At 43.0% G+C, this 20,865-nt stretch carries 14 protein-coding genes, 1 pseudogene and 1 riboswitch; of the genes and pseudogenes, 12 read left to right on the top strand and 3 right to left on the bottom strand.

What is annotated here, in order from left to right:
* Positions 1-5: 5 nt before the first annotated feature.
* Positions 6-809, top strand: a complete 804-nt coding sequence (locus tag H8S88_RS01515; RefSeq protein WP_023024060.1) for an ABC transporter ATP-binding protein — start codon at positions 6-8, stop codon at positions 807-809.
* Between the two features lie 54 nt (positions 810-863).
* On the opposite strand, the gene H8S88_RS01520 is transcribed toward H8S88_RS01515, so the two are convergent.
* Together H8S88_RS01520 and H8S88_RS01525 are read right to left on the bottom strand one after the other, a co-directional pair.
* Positions 864-5,753 (bottom strand): glycosyl hydrolase family 95 catalytic domain-containing protein, encoded by a 4,890-nt coding sequence (locus H8S88_RS01520; RefSeq protein ID WP_125334801.1) that lies wholly within the window; start codon positions 5,751-5,753, stop codon positions 864-866.
* Between the two features lie 263 nt (positions 5,754-6,016).
* Positions 6,017-6,199, bottom strand: a pseudogene (locus H8S88_RS01525) (UTRA domain-containing protein); the annotation flags it as partial.
* Positions 6,200-6,413: 214 nt separating this feature from the next.
* Between H8S88_RS01525 and pflA the strand changes: the two are divergent.
* The 6 genes from pflA (at position 6,414) to H8S88_RS01555 (ending at position 11,363) form a co-directional block, all read left to right on the top strand.
* Positions 6,414-7,208 carry a pyruvate formate-lyase-activating protein gene (gene pflA / locus H8S88_RS01530; protein ID WP_048689741.1) on the top strand — a complete coding sequence of 265 codons (795 nt, stop codon included), beginning with the start codon at positions 6,414-6,416 and terminating at the stop codon, positions 7,206-7,208.
* Positions 7,209-7,336: 128 nt separating this feature from the next.
* A complete protein-coding gene (locus tag H8S88_RS01535) occupies positions 7,337-8,272 on the top strand; it encodes a manganese-dependent inorganic pyrophosphatase (protein WP_125334799.1) in 936 nt (311 codons plus the stop codon).
* 63 nt (positions 8,273-8,335) lie between these two features.
* Positions 8,336-8,848, top strand: coding sequence for a YiiX/YebB-like N1pC/P60 family cysteine hydrolase (locus tag H8S88_RS01540; protein ID WP_048789552.1), 513 nt, complete (start codon positions 8,336-8,338; stop codon positions 8,846-8,848).
* Between the two features lie 380 nt (positions 8,849-9,228).
* Positions 9,229-9,930, top strand: coding sequence for an MBL fold metallo-hydrolase (locus tag H8S88_RS01545; RefSeq protein WP_048789553.1), 702 nt, complete (start codon positions 9,229-9,231; stop codon positions 9,928-9,930).
* The gene (locus H8S88_RS01550; protein ID WP_048789554.1) at positions 9,930-10,508 is read left to right on the top strand and encodes a TetR/AcrR family transcriptional regulator; all 579 of its coding nucleotides are present in this window, start codon (positions 9,930-9,932) and stop codon (positions 10,506-10,508) included. The genes H8S88_RS01545 and H8S88_RS01550 overlap by 1 nt, the downstream gene beginning before the upstream one ends.
* 204 nt (positions 10,509-10,712) lie before the next feature.
* Positions 10,713-11,363 (top strand): DUF1803 domain-containing protein, encoded by a 651-nt coding sequence (locus H8S88_RS01555; protein WP_048789555.1) that lies wholly within the window; start codon positions 10,713-10,715, stop codon positions 11,361-11,363.
* Between the two features lie 37 nt (positions 11,364-11,400).
* Here H8S88_RS01555 and H8S88_RS01560 read toward each other — a convergent pair whose 3' ends face one another.
* Entirely contained in the window at positions 11,401-12,846 is a 1,446-nt protein-coding gene (locus tag H8S88_RS01560) for a UDP-N-acetylmuramoyl-L-alanyl-D-glutamate--L-lysine ligase (RefSeq protein ID WP_048789556.1), read from the bottom strand.
* A gap of 86 nt (positions 12,847-12,932) precedes the next feature.
* On the opposite strand from H8S88_RS01560, the gene H8S88_RS01565 reads away from it, so the two are divergent.
* The 5 genes from H8S88_RS01565 (at position 12,933) to upp (ending at position 20,785) form a co-directional block, all read left to right on the top strand.
* Complete coding sequence (locus H8S88_RS01565) at positions 12,933-14,561, top strand: putative polysaccharide biosynthesis protein (RefSeq protein WP_048789557.1); 1,629 nt, start codon at positions 12,933-12,935, stop codon at positions 14,559-14,561.
* Positions 14,562-14,700: 139 nt separating this feature from the next.
* Entirely contained in the window at positions 14,701-15,795 is a 1,095-nt protein-coding gene (locus tag H8S88_RS01570; protein WP_048789558.1) for a cystathionine gamma-synthase, read from the top strand.
* A 9-nt stretch (positions 15,796-15,804) separates the two neighbouring features.
* Positions 15,805-16,974, top strand: coding sequence for a MalY/PatB family protein (locus H8S88_RS01575; RefSeq protein WP_125334797.1), 1,170 nt, complete (start codon positions 15,805-15,807; stop codon positions 16,972-16,974).
* 41 nt (positions 16,975-17,015) lie between these two features.
* Positions 17,016-17,170, top strand: a riboswitch (M-box (ykoK) riboswitch).
* 224 nt (positions 17,171-17,394) lie between these two features.
* A complete protein-coding gene (gene mgtA, locus H8S88_RS01580; protein ID WP_125334795.1) occupies positions 17,395-20,055 on the top strand; it encodes a magnesium-translocating P-type ATPase in 2,661 nt (886 codons plus the stop codon).
* A 100-nt stretch (positions 20,056-20,155) separates the two neighbouring features.
* Complete coding sequence (gene upp / locus H8S88_RS01585) at positions 20,156-20,785, top strand: uracil phosphoribosyltransferase (RefSeq protein WP_048789561.1); 630 nt, start codon at positions 20,156-20,158, stop codon at positions 20,783-20,785.
* The last annotated feature ends 80 nt before the right edge of the window (positions 20,786-20,865 follow it).

The following is a 20,865-nucleotide window of genomic DNA, read 5'->3' on the forward strand; positions in this document are numbered from 1 at the left end:
GATAAATGGCAACATTGTTAAAAATCGAAGATATACATAAGACATTTGAAGCAGGAACAGTCAATGAAAACCATGTTCTCAAAGGCTTGGACCTGACAGTAGAAGAAGGAGATTTCATTTCCGTCATCGGAGGAAATGGAGCAGGGAAATCGACATTGATGAACATTCTGGCAGGTGGCTTGCAAGTGGACCAAGGAGATATCCTGTTAGAAGGAAAATCTATTAAGCAGACCAGTGTTCGGAAGCGTGCTAAGGAGATCGCCCGTGTTTTCCAGGATCCTAAGATGGGGACGGCTTCCCGTTTGACCATTGAAGAAAACATGGCCATTGCTAAAAAACGTGGAGCAAAACGGGGCCTTAGTTGGGGGGTCAAAGAAAAAGATCGCGAAGAATTTAAAGCAGCGTTGAAGGAACTCAATATTGGTTTGGAAAATCGCCTCAAAGTGGACACGCAATACTTATCAGGGGGACAGCGGCAAGCTTTGACCTTGGTCATGGCAGCCTTGGTCAAACCAAAACTCTTGCTTCTGGATGAACATACCGCAGCGCTCGATCCAAAGACCAGTGAAATGGTCATGGAATTGACACAAAAGATCGTGGAAAGTCATGATTTGACAACCTTGATGATTACACACGATATGAACCATGCTATCGCATATGGCAATCGATTAATCATGCTCTACCAAGGCAAGATTGTGGTCGATGTTAAAGGAGAAGAAAAGAAAAACTTGACAGTTGAAGACTTGATGCGCCTTTTCCATCAGAATAGTGGTGAAACCTTGGTGAGTGACGAATTGGTTTTAGGATAAACGAAAAAGGATGGAGATTCCATCCTTTTTATTGATCTTGTCAGCTACATCAAGCTAAACCTGTTCCTTTTTCCCTAGGAAGCTAGCTGTGAGGACAAGGCTGAGTCCTGCTAAGAAGAGTAGGTATGAACTGTGTCCAGTATTCGTTTTTGGAAGTTGTCTTTGCGAAGCCTGGTCTTGTTTAGAGTTGGGAACACTCATTAAACTATCACCGGCCTTCCTTGGACTCGTGCTCTCTGAAACAAGCATCTTCCTATTTTGAACCTTTCTTCCTGAGACGATAGGCTCAACGCTCTCATAGGAATCTGTATTAACGGATCCGACTTCTGGTTCCGACTTATAGACAATAGCATAGGTTCCTAACTCTTGTGCCAGGAATTCAATCATGCCCTCTCGTAGTGTAAATTCTACTGCTTGGAGTTCTCGATTAGGAGTCAAGACATAGACTTGCTTCACTTCTTTTGATAGTGGAAGTCGAACCAATACACTTCCTTTGACTGGAACTGGATTCCCTTCTTTATCCTTGAGTTGAAGGTTGAAAGCATCGTAGGTTTTGCCAAAGAGTCCTTGGTCAAGGACCTTTTGAATCTCTAAATGACTGTCACTACCAATCTCATTTTCTCCACTAATGACCTCTACCTGGCTTGCTTGGTCTTTCAGTACTCGAAGGACATATTCAGGTAGAGAGTGGATAGCTGCCTCCTGTCCAGCAGTGCCGATTGGCTCTGTGTACTTAGGAAGGGTCACTACAGGTGGTTCTTGGTCTCCCAAACTTGTCACAATAGCAGGTAAGAGAGAGACGACCGGACTAGTGATGGTCTTTCCTCGGATGGCATAGGCTGAGATGATCTGAGTTTGTTTTTGATGAGCAGTTTCTGGGATCGGCAATTCAACTTGCTGGTTCTTAATCGCTAACACTCGATTTCCATCTGATAGGGTGACGTGGGAATCATCGGTTTTCTTGAGGAAAACAGGATCTTTTTCCCCAGGGAAATGAAGGGCAATAGCATCCCACTCCCCAGACGGAAGTGTGAGGGTAATCGTCTGATCGCCTGCTTTTATTGGGGCCAGGCTTGGAGTATCCAGGGATACTGTTGACGGCTTCAGGATGTCAAATGAATCCAGGGAAATCATCTTTCTGTCATCAGGAGAGTTAGGATCCACTGTCAAGGTGAGGATATGATTTCCATTGCTTAAGTTTGTATACTCGCCAATCAACACATTCTTTTCATAGTCAGCACTTGAGTAGAAGTCCAAACTTGGCATTTCTTTTCCATCTATGGTGACTAAGGCTTTTCCATAGTCAGAAGATTTTAAGCCGTAAATACGAATACCTGTACCAGTGAATGGAATGGTTGCCTTGGCCTCTGAATACTGAGATGAATCCACGTTTTGGAGAGTCGCGTATTTTTCTGTCGTTTGATATAAGCCTGATTCATTCCAGTCCTTGAACAAGGAGCCATAGTGGATACGAGAATCTCTGTCATCCATCTTTTCAACAGTCGCCCCTTGACCCGGATAGATTTTAAAGTAATCCAAGGAAATTTTTGAGCGTTCATTCCCTCGGTTTAAATGCTCCTTCTTCACTGTTAGAGTCAGGAGGTGCTCTCCATCAGGAAGTCCTGTGAAACGACCGATTAGAGCACTTTTTTCCGTCTCTCCCGATGTGTGGAAATCTAGGTCTCCTACTTTCTTACCATCGATTTGAACTTCCGCTAGGCCTAATTCAGATGATTTGAGACCATAGATTTCAATTCCTCGTCCATTAAAAGTAATCCTAGCAGTGGCATCGTTGTCAGAATAACTATCAACAGTTAGGTCAGCATATTTTTCAGTTCCTGCAAATAGGTCAGCATCCTCCCAGTTATGGAAGGCAGGACCGTATTGAACACGAGGATCTCTGTCGTCCATCCATTCGACAACTGGTTGGATTGACGCAGATTCGGATACTTGCCTTGAGTGCTCCCCAATCATGGCTCTAACAGAATAGCTATAGCTATGGAGAGAATCGATGGAGCGGTCGATGAAATGAGTGACATTGGTTAGGAATTCCTTGATAGAAGGAGCATCACTGCTTTCGTCATTACTTTCTCGACGGATGACATAGTGGGTCGCATCTGTAACCGGATTGAAATCGAGTTCAGCTGTTACAGCATCTTTTCTCACAGCAGATAGACGAGTAACCCGCTCTGGTAACTTTTCAAAGGTGATCTGATCCCCTTTTTGAGTGGCAATCTGAATCCGATTGTCTTTGAGAAGAGTTGGTTTGATTTCTTTCCCGTTAATCTTGACAATACTCGATTCGATGTCTGGATAATCGACCACTAATTCTCCACCTGCATGGGAAAGGAAAGCTAATGTCTCAAGATTTTTTTCTTTCCATTTCATGCTGACTTCAAAGTTGCCCCGGGCTACAATCCCTGAGACTTGCCCGTCTTTCCAGGCATCGGGAAGGGCTGGTAATGGGGCAATATAGCCTGTGTGAGATTGAAGGAGCATTTCTGCCATACCGCTGGTGGCACCAAAGTTCCCATCGATTTGGAAAGGTGCATGGGTATCCCAGAGGTTTTCTAGAGTTGAGGACTTGAGCTGTTCAGCCAACAAACGGTGGGCGCGGTTTCCGTCTAAGAGACGAGCCCAGAGGTTAATTTTATTAGCCTTGGACCAACCTGTTCCACCATCTCCACGATGGTTCAAAGTTGCGCGTGCGGCCTCCAGATATTCAGGCTGATCCTTATCAAATAGAGTACCTGGGAAGAGTCCAACTAGATGGGAAACGTGGCGGTGATGGTTTTCAATGCCTTCGTTGGTGAATTGAGGACTGTCTTCCTCGTACCATTCCTTGATACGTCCCTCTTGGTTGATATGAAGTGGTTTGAGCTTGTCAAATTTAGCCTTCACTTCTGTCACCAAATCTTGGTCCATATTGAGGTGATTGGCAGCTTCCATATAGTCGTGGAAGAGCTGCCAAATTAGTGATTGGTCAAAGGTATTCCCGATCGTGATAGTTCCATGCTCTGGCGAATAAGATGGAGAAGAAACCCAACGGTCACTAGATTTGTCGTAGTGCAAGAAGGAGTTCCAGAACTTGGCTGTTTCCTTGAGCATTGGGTAAATCTTTTCTTTGAGATAAGTCTCATCCTTGGTGAATTTATAGTAGTCATAGACATTCTGCATCATCCAAGCATTGGCAGCAGGAGACCAACCCCAGTAATAATTCCAACCTGGAGTTGTCCAGCCAAATGGTGTTGCCTGAGTATGAACCAACCAACCATTTTCTTGGCCTTCTTTGGATTCGATACCTGCATATTCTTTAGCAGCGATACGACCATAGTAGCGCATGTCATCGATATAATTGATCATTGGCTTAGCCGTTTCTGCAAGATTACTCATGTAGGCAGGCCAATAGTTCATTTGTAGGTTGACATTGAGGTGGTAATCAGCGTTCCAAGGTGGATTGTCTACAGCATTCCAGACTCCCTGCAAGTTGGCAGGAAGGGCATCTGTCCGGTTACGAGAAGAACTGATTAGTAGGTAACGTCCGTATTGGAAGAAGAGTTCTTCTAGTTCTTGCCCTTTTGTAGGATCATAGGTTTGGAGAGCTTCTTTTGTCGTTTGGCTAGACTTATTACCACCAAGATTCAGTTGGACACGATTGAAGAGACGCTGGTAGTCCTCGATGTGGTCATGTTTCAGAGTTTCATAATCTTTGGCTTTAGCCGACTCGACAATCGATTTAACAGTTGCTTCTACATCAATATCATTGCGATAATTTGTTTTTGGATTTTGAGCAAAGTTGGTCTTGGCACTGAGTAAAAGGGTCGCATAGCTGGCTCCAGTGACAGTCAAATAGCCATCTTGGGCAGTGACTTGTCCATCTGTCTTGATTCCAAGATAAGAGGCAAATTGAAGGCCATTGTCTTTGACAGTCCCCTTGAGCAAGATACCATTTGAATCTGTCGTGACTGCCCCTTGTTTATACTTCGAATATTCCCAAGAGTAGTCACCATTCGCAAGTAAATCCTCTGTCAAGCTATTCCAAAGGGTAAAATCGAGGGTCTTATCCCCTTTTTTACTCAAATGGGTCACAGTAACATCATCCGGATAGCTAGAGAAGGTTTCGCGTTTAAAGGTGGTTCCATCCTGGCTATAAGAAGTAGTTGTGATAGCTTCGGTAATATCTAAGTCACGGTGATAGTCGGTAACGTTCTCCAAACCTTTCTTTTGGTTGTTAAAGACCATGAAGATATCACCAAAAGATAAGTAGCGTCCGTATTGAGCGTTGTTTGGTCCCACTAGATTTTCTTCGGCTAACTGCTTCGCTTTTTGGCGGTCTCCAGCTTCAAGAGCCTTACGGATTTCTGCTAAGACTTTGTAGCGATCTTGATAGTTTCCTCCGTTGTAGTCGGTGCTATCCGGTTGTGGTCCACCAGACCAAAGAGTTTTTTCGTTGTATTGAATTCTTTCCTCGCCGATGAGTCCGAAAACCTTAGCGCCCATTTCTCCATTTCCGACTGGGAGAGCTTGTTTTTCCCACCCATCATAGCTAGCAGCAGCAGGTTGATTGTAGCTTAAATGATAATCTGTTTGTTTGGCCACGGGAGTCTCAATTTTCATAGTTTCCCTTTCTTCATTTGGCTCAATCGAAGTAGTCGAAGTGGCTGTATGCTTGCTTTGAACTTCTGTATCTGGAGACAAGCTTTTTTCTTCAGAAATAGGAGCGCTATACGGATTTTCTGGTTTGGCTTCTCCAGTTCCGTCAGTCGGGCTCTCTATGGCTGGAGCAGCTTCAAGGTGGTTGCTTTCGTTTTGACTTCCAACAATACTATCAGCACCTACCTGGTGTGAGCCGAGAAAAATGGCTCCTAATAACACAGAAGCCGTGCCAACCGTTAGTTTTCGAATACTATAACGACAGGATTTTTCCAAAAATCTTTGGTCCATAGAACTCTCCTCTAGTTTTTGAGACCGCTTACATTTTCAGTTAAAGACAGCCCCTTCATATTTATTTTTATCATTTCCAATTTAATAGGGAAACAGGAAAATGTCAATAGCTTTTAGGTAAGATGCATATTTGAGAGTGTTATTTCTTGAAATAGTAGAGAAATAAGAGATAAATAAGCTATTATTTTGGGCTGAAAACATTTTTCATTTTCGGATATCGTAAAAAAACAGTTGAGTCCATTCTCAACTGTCAGCGGAGTACTTTATTTTTGATTTCTTTTTGCATAGTCGACAAAATGAAACTTGTCTAATTTGTGTTGACTTTCGGTGAACTGGAATTGTCGTCCGTCTGCTAGGTGAACTTGGGAGCGGACCGTCACCACGTGTTGGTCTTTCCCAAGATCCAGTAAGATTTTGTCGCGATTATCGATTGGTGAGATCAAGATTCTTAAGATATTAAAAAAAGAAAACGGCTCTTCGTTTTCTTTTTTTGTCAGAGAGAATAGGAGCAGCCAAGAGCGACTGGAAGGGCCTGTACTAATACAATGGGTTGAAATTGAAAAACAGTTTATTTTCTAAAAAATCATTAAAATCCTTTTATTCACAAGGAATCATGGTATAATAAAACCATAAAACGTTTTCAAGAGAGAAGGACAAGACATGGAAAATGAAACAGTTGACTATGGAAAAGTAACAGGAATGGTACACTCTACGGAAAGCTTCGGTGCCGTGGATGGACCAGGGATCCGTTTTATTGTCTTTCTTCAAGGCTGTCAAATGCGGTGTCAGTATTGCCATAACCCGGATACTTGGGCTATGGAAACCAACATGTCTAGAGAACGAACAGTGGATGATGTATTGGAAGAAGCTCTCCGCTATCGTGGATTCTGGGGTCAAAAAGGTGGGATCACGGTCAGTGGTGGAGAAGCCCTCTTACAGATAGACTTTTTGATTGCCCTATTCACCAAGGCTCAAGAGTTGGGCATTCACTGCACGCTCGATACCTGTGCTCTGCCTTTCCGCAATACCCCTCGTTACCTGGAAAAATTTGATAAATTAATGGCAGTGACAGACTTGGTGCTTCTGGATATCAAGGAAATTAACGATGAACGGCACAGATTTGTAACCAGTCAGACAAACAAAAATATTTTAGCCTGTGCCAAGTACTTGTCTGATATTGGCAAGCCCGTCTGGATTCGCCACGTCTTGGTGCCTGGGCTTACAGACCGAGATGATGACCTGATCGAACTTGGGAAATTTGTTAAAACCCTTAAAAATGTTGATAAATTTGAAATTCTGCCCTACCATACTATGGGGGAATTCAAATGGCGGGAATTGGGTATTCCGTACAAGTTGGAGGGTGTGAAACCACCGACAAAAGAACGGGTTCAAAATGCAAAAGATTTGATGGAAACGGAAAGTTACCAAGATTACCTGAAACGGGTTAAAGGATAAAATAAATCGAGACAGTTGGTCCTTCCAGCTGTCTTTTTCTGATGAAATGAACAACTATTCCCTTTCTTTAAACGGAAAAACGTGCTAAAATAGAGTGAATATACAAATGAAAATGAAGAGGTAGAAACATGTCAAAAATTCTCGTTTTTGGTCACCAAAATCCGGACTCAGATGCTATCGGTTCATCTGTAGCCTTTGCTTATCTTGCAAAAGAAGCTTATGGTTTGGATACAGAAGCAGTAGCTCTTGGAACTCCAAATGAAGAAACTGCTTTCGTATTGGACTATTTTGGTGTGGAAGCACCACGCGTGATCACATCAGCTAAAGCAGAAGGTGCAGAGCAAGTCATCTTGACGGACCACAATGAATTCCAACAATCTGTTTCAGATATCGCTGAAGTAGAAGTTTACGGTGTAGTGGACCACCACCGTGTGGCTAACTTTGAAACTGCTAGCCCACTTTACATGCGTTTGGAGCCAGTTGGATCAGCATCTTCTATCGTGTACCGTATGTTCAAAGAACACGGTGTAGCAGTGCCAAAAGAAATCGCAGGTTTGATGCTTTCAGGTTTGATTTCAGATACTCTTCTTTTGAAATCTCCAACAACTCACCCATCTGATAAGGTGATTGCACCTGAATTGGCTGAATTGGCTGGTGTGAACTTGGAAGAATACGGTCTTGCCATGCTCAAGGCTAGTACCAACTTGGCAAGCAAATCAGCAGAAGAGTTGATTGACATTGATGCTAAGACTTTTGAATTGAACGGAAACAACGTTCGTGTGGCTCAAGTGAACACAGTTGATATTGCAGAAGTCTTGGAACGCCAAGCTGAAATCGAAGCAGCTATCCAAGAAGCAAATGCAGCTAACGGATACTCTGACTTTGTCTTGATGATTACAGATATCGTCAACTCAAACTCAGAAATTTTGGCTCTTGGTGCTAACATGGACAAAGTTGAAGCAGCCTTCAACTTCAAACTTGAAAACAACCATGCCTTCCTTCCAGGTGCCGTTTCACGTAAGAAACAAGTGGTTCCTCAATTGACTGAAAGCTTTAATGCATAAGGATTGATGGGGAAACCCATCGTTAAAAAGGAGTTTCGACTCCTTTTTTGCTAGGAGGAGACCATGTTAGAATCTGGCGATTTGATTTTTGTGAGAGAAAATACGGAAATGGGGCAGGCCATCCAGGCTTCGACAGGTAACTACAGTCACGTGGCTATCTTTTTGGACGGACAGATCTATCATGCTACGGTGGAAGGTGGTGTTCTTTCCCAGTCACCCGAAGATTTCTTTGAAGCTGGAAAAGTCTATGACCTTTATCGCTATACGGCGATTGATCACGAAGAAGTCAAAAAGCGAGCAGAGAGCCTTTTAGGAGCTCCCTACAATGCGTCCTTTTATCCAGATGGAGATGGTTTCTATTGTTCCCAATTCATCGCTGAACTACTTCCTATCTTTGAAACCATTCCCATGAAGTTTGGAGATGGGGAAGAGGAGATTAGTCCGTTCTGGCTGGATTACTACAAGGAGCTTGGTCTAGCTGTTCCTTTAGATCAGCCCGGGACCAACCCGAGTCAGTTAGCCCAATCACCACAGCTACAGTTTAAAGAAAGGTATTTGGATGATTCGGATTCATGAAACAACAATCTGAATCTTTGATATAGTTTATAAGAGTTACATCAAACTAAAGAAAAATAATTTTTCAATCCTTTCCTTTGGTGAGTGCGGACGTCAGCGAACTTCTCCGAAGTTCCATGACTTAGTTTTGAGCCTAAGGTCTCAAAACTACCGAGTCCTTGAAACCTAATTGTTTCAAGGACTTTTCTCACAGCGGAAAGTCTCGATATATCATTTTTTTTCTTTAAAAATATATTTTACGTTCGAATACAACTTGTAAAAGTTGTATTTTTTATTTTAATATCCTCTGGATGTTTCTTGTGTAGCCGGATGAAATATGATATACTTCAGAAAAACTAACCACTGGTTAGTTTTTCTGGAAGTCAAAGGAGGTATAAAAAGTGTCTTTCTTGTATCGTTTATTAACACGTACAAAACAAATCAGTCCACATATAAAAAAGTTTGAATTCGAATTGGGCATTTTTGTTGTCAGCATATGGCTAGTTGAATCATCTGGTCGCTTTTATGTGATTGATACGGGAATGCGAGGAATGGAGAAGTACGCTGCCCAGTTTTTACTCCCACAAAAAATTGAAGCAATTTTTCTGACCCATGGACATCCAGATCATATCAAAGGTTTGCCCTATCTTAGACAGCACTTTGGGAACATCCCGACTTTAATCAGTGAGAAGGAATTCCCCTATATTTCAGGCAAAGAACCTTTTCCTAATAGAAAAGAGACGGAAAAAGTGATTTTTGATCCGGCTACTTTTATAACTGTTGAAAGTCAAGAAGGTCAAGACTTGATAAGTAGTGCAAGACTAAAACCCCTATTTTCTCCTGGGCATTCCCCTGGTCATGTTGTTTATTACCATGAAGAGGATCAAGTTTTAATCGCTGGAGATCTTTTCACAGCTACGAGAGGTGGAAAGTTGCGTCCACCAATGAAAGGATATACAGCAGATATGAGACAAGCTTTAGCTAGTGGTGAAAGAATTCTCAAGAGTTATCCGCAGGCACTTGTTAGTGTTTGTCATGGTAGTGAGGTAAAAGATGCAGTACGAGATTTTGAGGCATTGAATGGGTTTAAAGGGAGTTTGTAATGGCAAAGGATACAAGGTCCAGAATTATCAGAGTAGCAGAGGAAATTTTCCGAAAAGAACCTTACCAGAAGGTGGGAATTAGGCAGATTGCTCAAGCTGCAGGATGTTCACATACAGCTATTTATCAGTATTTTAAAAAGAAAGAGGATATTTTATATGCAGTAGCGGAAAAACCGTTAACTCATCTCTATCATACTTGCTTAGAAATCAGCCATTCCAAGCAGACTGATAAAGAACGTCTGCTCCAAATCTGTCAAACATATGTGGATTTTGGGTTTAGAGAACGAAGTTTTTATGAATTATTGATTTTTTACCGTGGAGAGCATGAAGATTCAGGCGATTGTTCGCAACCGTTGATGCAATTGAGAATGAAAAGTTATCGTTTATTGGAAGAAGCTATTGATGTCTTTTTACCGAAAGACTTATCTGATGCAGAAGCGCTAAATATTCGTAGTGGAATCTTTATTTTTTTACATGGCTTAGTGAGTATCTACAGTAGGGACAATGAAGAATGTCCAGAACGCATTAAGCAACTACTGACTGATTTTATTTCTTTTAAAATAATAGAAATGAAATGAGTTGGAATAACTTATGGGGCTTCTACAGTAAACTTGGATTGAAAAGACTAAGTTCTTTTTATCTTGTACTTTTTTTTCCTTATTTTCACCTCTTACATGGCTGTCGATCAATTGGAGATTTCGTTCTTTTGAATTGATTTCGCTTAAGATAACTTTTATGTTACAATAAGAGCTAACCGATAAAACAGTAAACGAGATCTATTTATGATTACAATCATTAATCCCACACGTTTGACACGTCAGCCATTTTTCAAGGACTTGATCAACTATCTGGACCAGCAGGATGATGTGATCCTGCGGCAAATCAAGGCCCAATTTCCAGATCAACCAGTGGATAAGCTGATGGAGGAGTTTATCAAAGCGGGCTTCATCCTACGAGAAAATAAACGCTACACTCTCAATTTGCCTTTCTTAGAGTCAGCTGATCGAGTTGAACTGGATCAAGAGGTCTTTGTTCGAGAGGACAGTGCAGTTTATCAAGAATTAAAAGCCAAGGTCTTCCAAACAGAACTCCGCAACACGACTAATGCAGCAATTCTCATAGAGGAGACTGACTTCGAACGACATGCACAGACACTTTCCAATTACTTCTACAAGGTGCAACACCAATACCCTTTGACGGAGGAGCAAGAGAAACTCTATGCTATTTTGGGCGATGTGAATCCCGAGTATGCTCTCAAGTATATGACCAGCTTTTTGCTCAAGTTCCTCAAAAAAGAAGAAGTCCAGCAAAAGCGCAGAGACATCTTTGTTGATAGCTTAGAAGTCTTAGGCTATATCCGCAAAAATGATGAAGGCAAATATGAATTAGCAGTGGACTTGGACAAGGAAAGACTGATGTTTATCAAACAATAAAAAAGGCTAGGAATTTTCCTAGCCTTGTTTTGTTTGATTATAGATAACGTTCAGCGATGGCAGCATCACCTGGATATTCTTCTTTTACGCCATTGACGATTTGGTAGCAGTCAGCTCCTTTTCCAGCGATAATAACAGCATCTTCAGGCTTGCCGGTCGTTGCCATAGCTACTTGAATGGCTTGTTCGCGATCTGCGATTTTCTCGACAGGTCGCGTGATATAACTGCTAATCTCTTCAGCGATAGCCAAAGGATCTTCGTAGTTAGGATCATCCGCTGTGAGGAAAACTTGGATCTCAGGATGGTCTTCTAAGAGTATGCCAAAGTCCTTACGGCGGCTCTCTCCCTTATTACCGGTTGATCCAAGGACTAGTGAAATGGTCCCCGTTTGATGGGTTTCGACAACTGAGAGCAGTTTTTTCAAGCTATCTCCATTATGGGCGTAGTCGATGAAGACCTTGGCTCCATTTTTCTGAGTCAAGACTTCCATTCGACCAGGAACTCGCGTCTTAGCAATCCCTTTTTGGATATCCTCGAGACTCGCTCCTAGGCGAAGGCAGGCAAGACCTGCAGCTACAGCATTTTCTTGGTTGAAGTGGCCAATGAGCTGGGTATCATAATCTCCCGCCAGCTTGCCAGTGACAGAAAAGCTAAAGGCTTTTGAGTTCTGGACTTGGTTGCTTGATTGACTACCGTAGAAGTCGTGGTCTTGCTCAGCGACTTGTTCCGCAAGAATCTCAAAATGATCCATATCGCTATTGACGACAACAGCACGGCTATTTTCCATCAAGAGACGTTTGTGGTAGAAATAGTCTTCAAAGGTTGGATGTTCAATTGGTCCAATATGGTCAGGGCTGATATTGAGGAAGACACCGACATCAAAGGTCAGACCGTAAACTCGTTTCACCAAATAAGCTTGGCTAGAAACCTCCATAATCAGGTGGGTCCGATCGTTGGCAACTGCCTGGGCCATCATTTCAAAAAGATCAATGCTTTCTGGAGTCGTCAAGGTTGACTTGAAGAAGGTCTTGCCATCCAAGGTTGTATTCATAGTGGATAGCATGGCTGGACGGTGGCCTTGTTCAAGAATCTTGTAGGCATAGTAAGCAGAAGTCGTTTTTCCCTTGGTCCCTGTAAAAGCTAAGAGTTTTAGCTGGCGCTCAGGGTGGTCATAGAATTCCATGGCAATCAAGCTCATAGCCTGTTTGATATCCGTAACGATAATGGCTGGGATGCTGACCTCAAAGTCTTGCTCAGCGACATACCACTGGAGATCTTGCTCGATCGCTTGCTCCAAAAATTCCTTCTTGAAATTTGCCCCCTTGACAAAAAAGAGGGTCTCGGAGTTGACCTTTCGACTATCGTAGCTAATTTGATTAAAAGAAACACCACTTGCTGAATAGTGGTATTCTCCGTCTTGTAGGATCTCACGAAAGTTGTGATCCTCTTTTAAAATGTTTAGTACAGTTTCTATCTTTATCATAATCCTATTTTAAACTGAAAGACCTTATTTTACAAGTGTAAAGGAAAGGTTTATAATGAAAGAAGACTATAAAGCAGAGGAAACATATGAGTAACGAAACAAGTAATCAACAGGCCCAGATGCTTCGAGGAACAGTCTGGTTAACAGCCAGCAATTTCATTAGTCGTCTCTTAGGTGCGGCCTATATCATCCCTTGGTATATCTGGATGGGTAAACATGGAGCAGAGGCAAACGGTCTCTTCACTATGGGCTACAATATCTACGCTTGGTTTTTGCTGATTTCAACAGCAGGCGTCCCAGTAGCAGTCGCTAAGCAGGTGGCCAAGTACAATACCAAGGGGCAAGAAGAGCACAGTTTTGCCATGATTCGTGGCTTCCTTAAGTTCATGTCTTTATTGGGCTTGGTTTTTGCTATTATCATGTATGTGCTTTCCCCAGTCTTTGCAAATCTGTCTGGAGGTGGGAAAGACCTAATCCCTGTCATGCAGAGCTTGTCTTGGGCAGTCTTGATTTTCCCTTCCATGAGTGTCATTCGTGGCTTCTTCCAAGGGCATAACAATCTGAAACCTTATGCTATCAGTCAAATTGCTGAGCAAGTGATTCGGGTTATCTGGATGCTCTTGACAGCCTACTTCATTATGAAGGTTGGCTCAGGTGATTACGTTGAAGCTGTGACCCAGTCCACTTTTGCAGCCTTTATTGGGATGGGAGCGAGTCTTCTAGTCCTCGTCTATTACCTCTGGAAAACAGGGCTTCTACAGCACATTATTCATCGCCCGGAGTCTGATAGCCAGATTGATACCAAGGCTCTCTTGTGGGATACCATTCGTGAAGCGATTCCGTTCATTGTGACAGGATCAGCCATTCAACTCTTCCAAATTATCGACCAGATGACCTATAGCAATGTCATGTCTTGGTTCACCAACTTCACTCGTTCAGAGCTTTTGGTTCAGTTCAGCTACTTCTCAGCGAATCCGAACAAGATTACCATGATTTTAATTGCAGTTGCGACATCGATCGGTGGGGTGGGAATCCCTCTCCTTACAGAGAACTATGTCAAGGGGGATTTCCGGGCTGCAGGTAAGCTGGTTCAAGATAATTTGACCATGCTAGTAGCCTTCTTGCTTCCGGCGACGATTGGAGCAGTAGCCATTGCTGAGCCTCTCTATACGGTCTTTTACGGGAAACCAGATTCCCTTGCTTTGGGACTCTTTATCCTAGCCATGTTACAAACGGTCATCCTAGGTTTGTATACGGTTCTCTCTCCAATGATCCAGGCTCTTTTCCAAAATCGTAAGGCAATTCTTTACTTTGGTTATGGAGTATTGGTAAAATTGATTCTCCAAGTACCGTTCATTTATCTCTTTAAAGCCTATGGTCCTCTTCTTTCTACTACGATTGGTCTCATGATTCCGATTGTTCTTATGTACAAGGAAATTCATCAGGTGACTCATTTCAATCGCAAGACAGTCTTCAAACGGAGCTTATTGACAGCCATTCTCACCTTGATCATGCTCTTGGTGGTCCTAATTGCAGGCTTTATCCTTGGCTTGGTCATCAAACCAAATGGTCGAGTGACAAGCATGATTTATGTAGCTCTGATTGGTGGTGTGGGAATCGTGGTATACGGTGGCCTCGGTCTTCGTCTTCGTTTCTTAGATCGCTTCATTGGTAGTAAGGCAGCTAGTCTTCGAAATAAATTTCATATTTCATAATCAGTAGAGGTTGGGGCTATCCCACCTCTTTTTTCATTATAGTTTGAAGCTATATCTAGCTCTTGAAAAAGGAAAAACCGAATCATCTAAAGAAGTGATACAATAGAGACAATTGAATTTACGTCCATTGGAGGTTTGTATGAGTCACAAAAAGAATATTAACACCATCCTAGCTCAAGCGGGAATCAAGTCGGATCCAGCAACAGGGGCTTTGATTACTCCGCTTCATTTTTCAACCACTTACCAGCATCCAGAGTTTGGTCAATCTACTGGTTTTGACTATATCCGTACCAAGAATCCGACGCGGGTAAACGCTGAAAAGACCTTGGCAGCTATTGAGAGTGCAGAGCATGCCTTGGTGACGAGCTCAGGTATGTCTGCCATTGTCTTAGCCTTTAGTATTTTTCCAGTTGGCAGTAAGGTCTTGGCAGTAAGAGATCTTTATGGAGGGTCTTTCCGCTGGTTCAACCAAATGGAACAAGAAGGACGCTTTTTCTTTACCTATGCAAATTCTGAAGAAGAATTGGTAGAAGGATTGAAGGGAGAGGTGGATATTCTCTATATTGAAACGCCTACTAACCCACTCATGCTGGAGTTTGACATCCAGAAATTAGCTAAACTCGCTCATGAAAAAGGGGCAAAAGTGATTGTAGACAATACCTTCTATAGCCCTATCTACCAACGTCCAATTGAAGAAGGAGCAGATATCGTCCTTCACTCAGCGACCAAATATCTAGCGGGTCATAATGACGTTTTGGCTGGTGTTGTCGTGACAAATGATGCAGACTTGTATGACAAACTCTTTTACAATTTGAACACGACAGGTGCTGTTCTTTCCCCGTTTGACAGCTATCAATTAATCCGTGGTTTAAAAACCTTAGCCCTTCGTATGGAGCGCTCCACAGAAAATGCGAAGAAGGTAGTGGAATTCTTGAAGGGGCATCCAGCTGTTAAGGAAGTCTTGTATACCGGCAAGGGAGGCATGGTTTCCTTTAAAGTAAGCCACCAAGAAAAGATTCCAACCATTTTGAACCACTTGCAAGTCTTTACCTTTGCAGAGAGCTTAGGTGGAGTGGAGAGTTTGATTACCTACCCAACTACACAGACCCACGCAGATATTCCTGCAGAGGTTCGTCATTCCTATGGGTTAACGGATGACTTGCTTCGCCTTTCCATCGGAATTGAAGATGCACGGGATTTGATTGAGGATTTAGAACAAGCATTGGCTAGATAGGAGTCCATCATGGGAAAAGAACAATTTTTGACTGTCCCTAATCGTTTGGGGCACCACACTAGCAAATGGAAGGAGTCAGAGCAAGATCCAGAACTTCTTCCTGCTTGGATTGCAGATATGGATTTTGAATCCTTGCCTGCGGTTCGCCAAGCCATTCGAGATTACGCAGATCAATTAGTCTACGGCTACACTTATCCTAGTGAAGAGCTTTACCGAGCTGTTCAGGAGTGGGAAAAGTCAGAGCATGGATATGTGTTTGAGAAGGAAGCCATTGTCTTTATGGAAGGTGTGGTTCCGTCTATTTCAACGGCTATTCAGGCTTTCACTAAGGAAGGCGAGGCTGTTCTCATCAATACGCCAGTTTATCCACCCTTTGCCCGTAGCGTCCGCCTCAATCAACGCAAATTAGTGACTAATTCCTTAGTAGAAGTGGATGGACTCTTCCAAATTGATTTTGAGCAATTGGAAAAAGACTTTGTGGAGCACCAAGTCAAGCTCTACATCCTGTGCAATCCTCATAACCCAGGCGGTCGCGTCTGGGAACGAGAAGTCCTAGAAAAGATTGGTCGCCTTTGTCAAAAATATGGGATCTTACTTGTTTCAGATGAAATTCACCAAGACTTGGCGCTATTTGGAAATCGACACGTATGTTTTAATACGGTAGATCCAAGCTTTAAGGATTTCACCCTTGTCTTATCGAGTGCGACCAAAACCTTCAACATCGCAGGGACAAAAAATTCCTATGCCATCATCGAAAATGATGCACTAAGGAAATCCTTCCAAGCTCGGCAGTTGCGAAACAATCAACATGAGATTTCTGCCCTTGGCTTTATCGCCACCGAAGTAGCCTATCAGAATGGAAAGGCTTGGTTAGAGGACTTAAAGGAAGTCTTGGAAGAAAATATCAACTACACTGTAGAAGTTTTGCGTGAGCAGACAGACATTGGTGTGATGAAACCGCAAGGAACTTATCTACTCTGGCTTGATTTTTCTGCCTACGGTTTGTCAGAAGAAGAACTCCATGATCGACTTCATGACCAGGCTAAGGTCATCCTCAATAAAGGGACAGACTTTGGAGTAGAAGGGAAGCAACATGCCCGTTTGAATGTGGCAGCTCCGAAAACCCTAGTCCAAGAGATTGTCGATCGGATTGTAACAAATTTTCCTAAAAAAGGTTGATTTTAAGGGTTGACTTTTCTATAGGGGAGGAGTATACTCAAGGGGAATAACGGTAGGTGAGGCTACCACAAGGATACGGATGACTACCGCAAAGCAGTGGAGACACTACTCGTTGGTCAACAGTCCTGATCGCAAAGGTCAAGACTAAGCTCATTTCATTGCCTTGCGGAGCTAAAGCTTGGACGGTCTATTTTTTGAGAATTTTCATTAAAAAATAAACGACGAGTTTAATGAGTCCTACCTGTAAAAGGGGAGGGCTCTTTTCTTATGCTTAAGAAGCCTCTCAACCTATCAAGTAGAAAAGGAGAGCACTATGATACAAATCGACGATCATCCCGAACCGCACATAGCCAGCCAATCGCTGATTTGTGTCATCGGGACTCTATAAGCGTTTGGCTCCTGATTTAAAAGGAGATTCCAATGCAAACAACAAAAGAAAGACTCATTGCTGCATTACAAGATGCAGAAGCAAGAACCTTAGCAACCTATCAATCTAGCTGGTCTGGTTTGACGGAAGACCAAGTAGAGGAGAACCGGGATAGCTATGGAGAAAATGTCCTCACAAAGGGGCAAGATAATTCTATCTGGAAACGGATTGTTGAATCCATCATCAATCCCTTCACGGTCATCTTACTGCTCATTGCCCTTGTTTCTCTGGTGACCAATGTTTGGTTAGCCAAACCAGGAGAGGAAGATCCAACGACCTCTCTCATCATCGTCGTTCTCGTCCTTCTCTCTGGAGGGATTCGCTTTATCCAAGAATTGCGAAGTGACAAGGCTGCTAGCAACCTTTCTCGTATGATTGTCAATACTGCAACGGTGATTCGAGAAGGCAAAGAAGAAGAAATTCCCATTGATGAGATCGTTGTGGGAGACTTGATCAAATTGAGTGCAGGCGACATGATCCCAGCGGATGTGGTCTTGTTAGATTCTCGAGACTTCTTCGTTCAACAGTCTGGTTTGACTGGAGAGAGCGATGCTGTCGAAAAAGTCTGCTTGAAAAAAGCGACTGGCCAAAATCTGGACAGTCTTTTGGAGAGTGAAAGTCTAGCTTTCATGGGGACCAACGTCATCTCAGGTCGAGCAACAGCCTTGGTCTTGGTCGTTGGGGATGAAACCATGATGGGAGCGATTGAGCAAACCATCAATACTTATGATGAACCAACCTCTTTTGAACGAGAAATGAACACCATCTCTTGGTTGTTGATCCGACTCATGATGGTCATGGTACCCATCGTCTTCTTTATCAATGGTTTGACAGATGGGGACTGGCTGGAAGCAGGGGTCTTTGCCCTTAGTGTAGGGGTGGGCTTGACTCCAGAAATGCTCCCAATGATTATCACCGCTAGCTTGGCCAAGGGTTCCATTATCATGGCCAAAGAAAAGGTGGTCATCAAAAAGCTCAATGCTATTCAAGATCTAGGCGCTATTGATATCCTCTGTACCGACAAGACAGGAACCTTGACCCAAGATGAGATTGTACTCGAATACCCACTCGACATTCGTGGAGACTTGGATTTGTCCGTCCTTCGTCGGGCCTACCTCAACTCTTACTTCCAAACCGGCCTCAAAAACTTGATGGACCGCGCTATTATCAGTCGGACAGAAAGAGAAGCTAAGAAACATGAGATTGTCAGAGGCTTGGACCAAAGCTTCCAAAAAATTGATGAATTGCCTTTTGACTTTGAACGCCGGCGGATGAGTGTCATTGTCAAAGATGAGCAGGGAGTCGTGAGCATGGTCACCAAGGGAGCCCTGGAAGAAATGCTAGCAGTCTCTAACTATGTGGAATACAAGGATGAGATTATCCCCCTAACAGACCAAGTGAGGGAAGAAGTCTTGGCAGAAGTAGCTCAACTGAATGAACAAGGTTTGCGCGTGCTAGGGGTTAGTTACAAATCAAATCTTGAGGAAGGCTATGCCTTTGAAGTAGCAGATGAAGCAGACATGATCTTGACAGGTTATCTAGCCTTCTTGGATCCACCAAAACCATCTGCAGCACCAGCCATCAATACCCTTGCGGAATACGGAGTTGCTACTAAAATCCTTACGGGTGATAATGAGAAAGTGACCCAAGCGGTTTGTGAAAAGGTGGGACTGGATGTTGACCGCATTTTGCTGGGTAGCGATATCGACAGTCTCTCTGATTCAGACTTGGCTCAAGCGGTAGAAACCACCACCGTTTTTGCAAAATTATCTCCAGATCAAAAAGCACGCATTATCTTGCAACTCAAAGCAAATGGCCACAAGGTCGGCTATATGGGAGATGGGATCAACGATGCTCCTTCTATGAAAGTGGCAGATGTGGGGATTTCGGTTGATACAGCTGTCGATATTGCCAAAGAAACAGCAGATGTTATCCTACTGGATAAGGACTTGATGGTCCTCGAAAAAGGCTTGGTAGAGGGCCGCAAGGTTTATGCCAATATGACCAAGTACATCAAGATGACCGTTTCTTCTAATTTCGGGAATATCTTCTCCCTTCTCTTTGCTAGTATTTTCCTTCCTTTCCTTCCAATGGCCCCTATCCATCTCATCGTTTTGAACTTGGTTTATGACCTTTCCTGTATCGCCTTGCCTTTTGACCGAGTGGATAAGGACTTCTTGAAGAAACCTCGGATTTGGGAAGCAAAATCCATTACCCGCTTTATGGCCTGGTTTGGTCCTATTTCCTCTGTCTTTGACATCTTGACCTTTATCGCTCTCTACTTTATCATCGTACCTATGATTACAGGCTATGGCTATGTCCATGGAGCAGACAGTGCGGGACTCTTCATCATGCTCTTTCAAACCGGCTGGTTTATCGAGTCCATGTGGTCCCAAACTATGGTCATCTATATGCTCCGCTCTCCAAAATTGCCTTTTGTTCAAAGTCGGCCAGCCCTTGCAGTCATGGCAACGACCCTATTGGGCGCCCTCTTTGTGACCTTCCTACCATATGGCCCACTGGCTTCCTTGTTGAAAGTAGCGCCACTAAATAGTCTTTACTTCCTATTACTAGCGGGAATCCTTTTCCTTTATATGGCAAGTGTCACCCTGGTCAAACACTATTATATTGGCAAGTACAAAGAGTGGCTATAAGATAGTCATTAAAATAAGAAAAGAAAAGGTTTGCATATTTGTAGGCCTTTTTCTTCCTTTTTGATATAATAAGATGAATATAGAGAAAGAAGGAACCACAATGGGAAAACTTGAAGTTATTAAACATCCACTGATTCAGCATAAATTGTCTATTTTGCGTCGGACTGATACCTCTACAAAGGCTTTTCGTGAATTAGTAGATGAAATTGCTATGTTGATGGGATACGAAGTTTTGCGCGAACTTCCTCTTGAAGATGTAGAAATCGAAACACCCATCACAAAGACAGTTCAAAAACAGATTGCTGGTAAAAAACTAGCGATTGTTCCAATCCTTCGTGCAGGGATCGGGATGGTAGACGGACTCTTGAGTTTGGTACCCGCTGCTAAAGTTGGTCACATCGGAATGTACCGTGATGAAGAAACCTTGAAACCAGTTGAATACTTGGTGAAATTGCCAGAAGATATCGACCAACGTCAAATCTTTATCGTAGACCCAATGTTGGCGACTGGGGGATCTGCAATCTTAGCGGTAGATTCATTAAAGAAACGTGGTGCAAGCCATATTAAATTTGTCTGCTTAGTTGCAGCACCAGAAGGAGTGGAAGCACTTCAAACAGCTCATCCGGATGTCGAAATCTTTGCTGCAGCCTTGGATGAACGCCTCAACGAAAACGGCTATATCGTTCCAGGTTTGGGTGATGCTGGGGACCGTTTGTTTGGTACCAAATAAGCACATTTCCAATCCATCTTTAGGAAAGTAAAAATTTGACCTTTGTTGACCAATGGGATATAATAGCTTTTATAAAGAAT

It is taken from the genome of Streptococcus sp. GS001, from assembly GCF_021595565.1.
Classification (GTDB): domain Bacteria; phylum Bacillota; class Bacilli; order Lactobacillales; family Streptococcaceae; genus Streptococcus; species Streptococcus xiaochunlingii.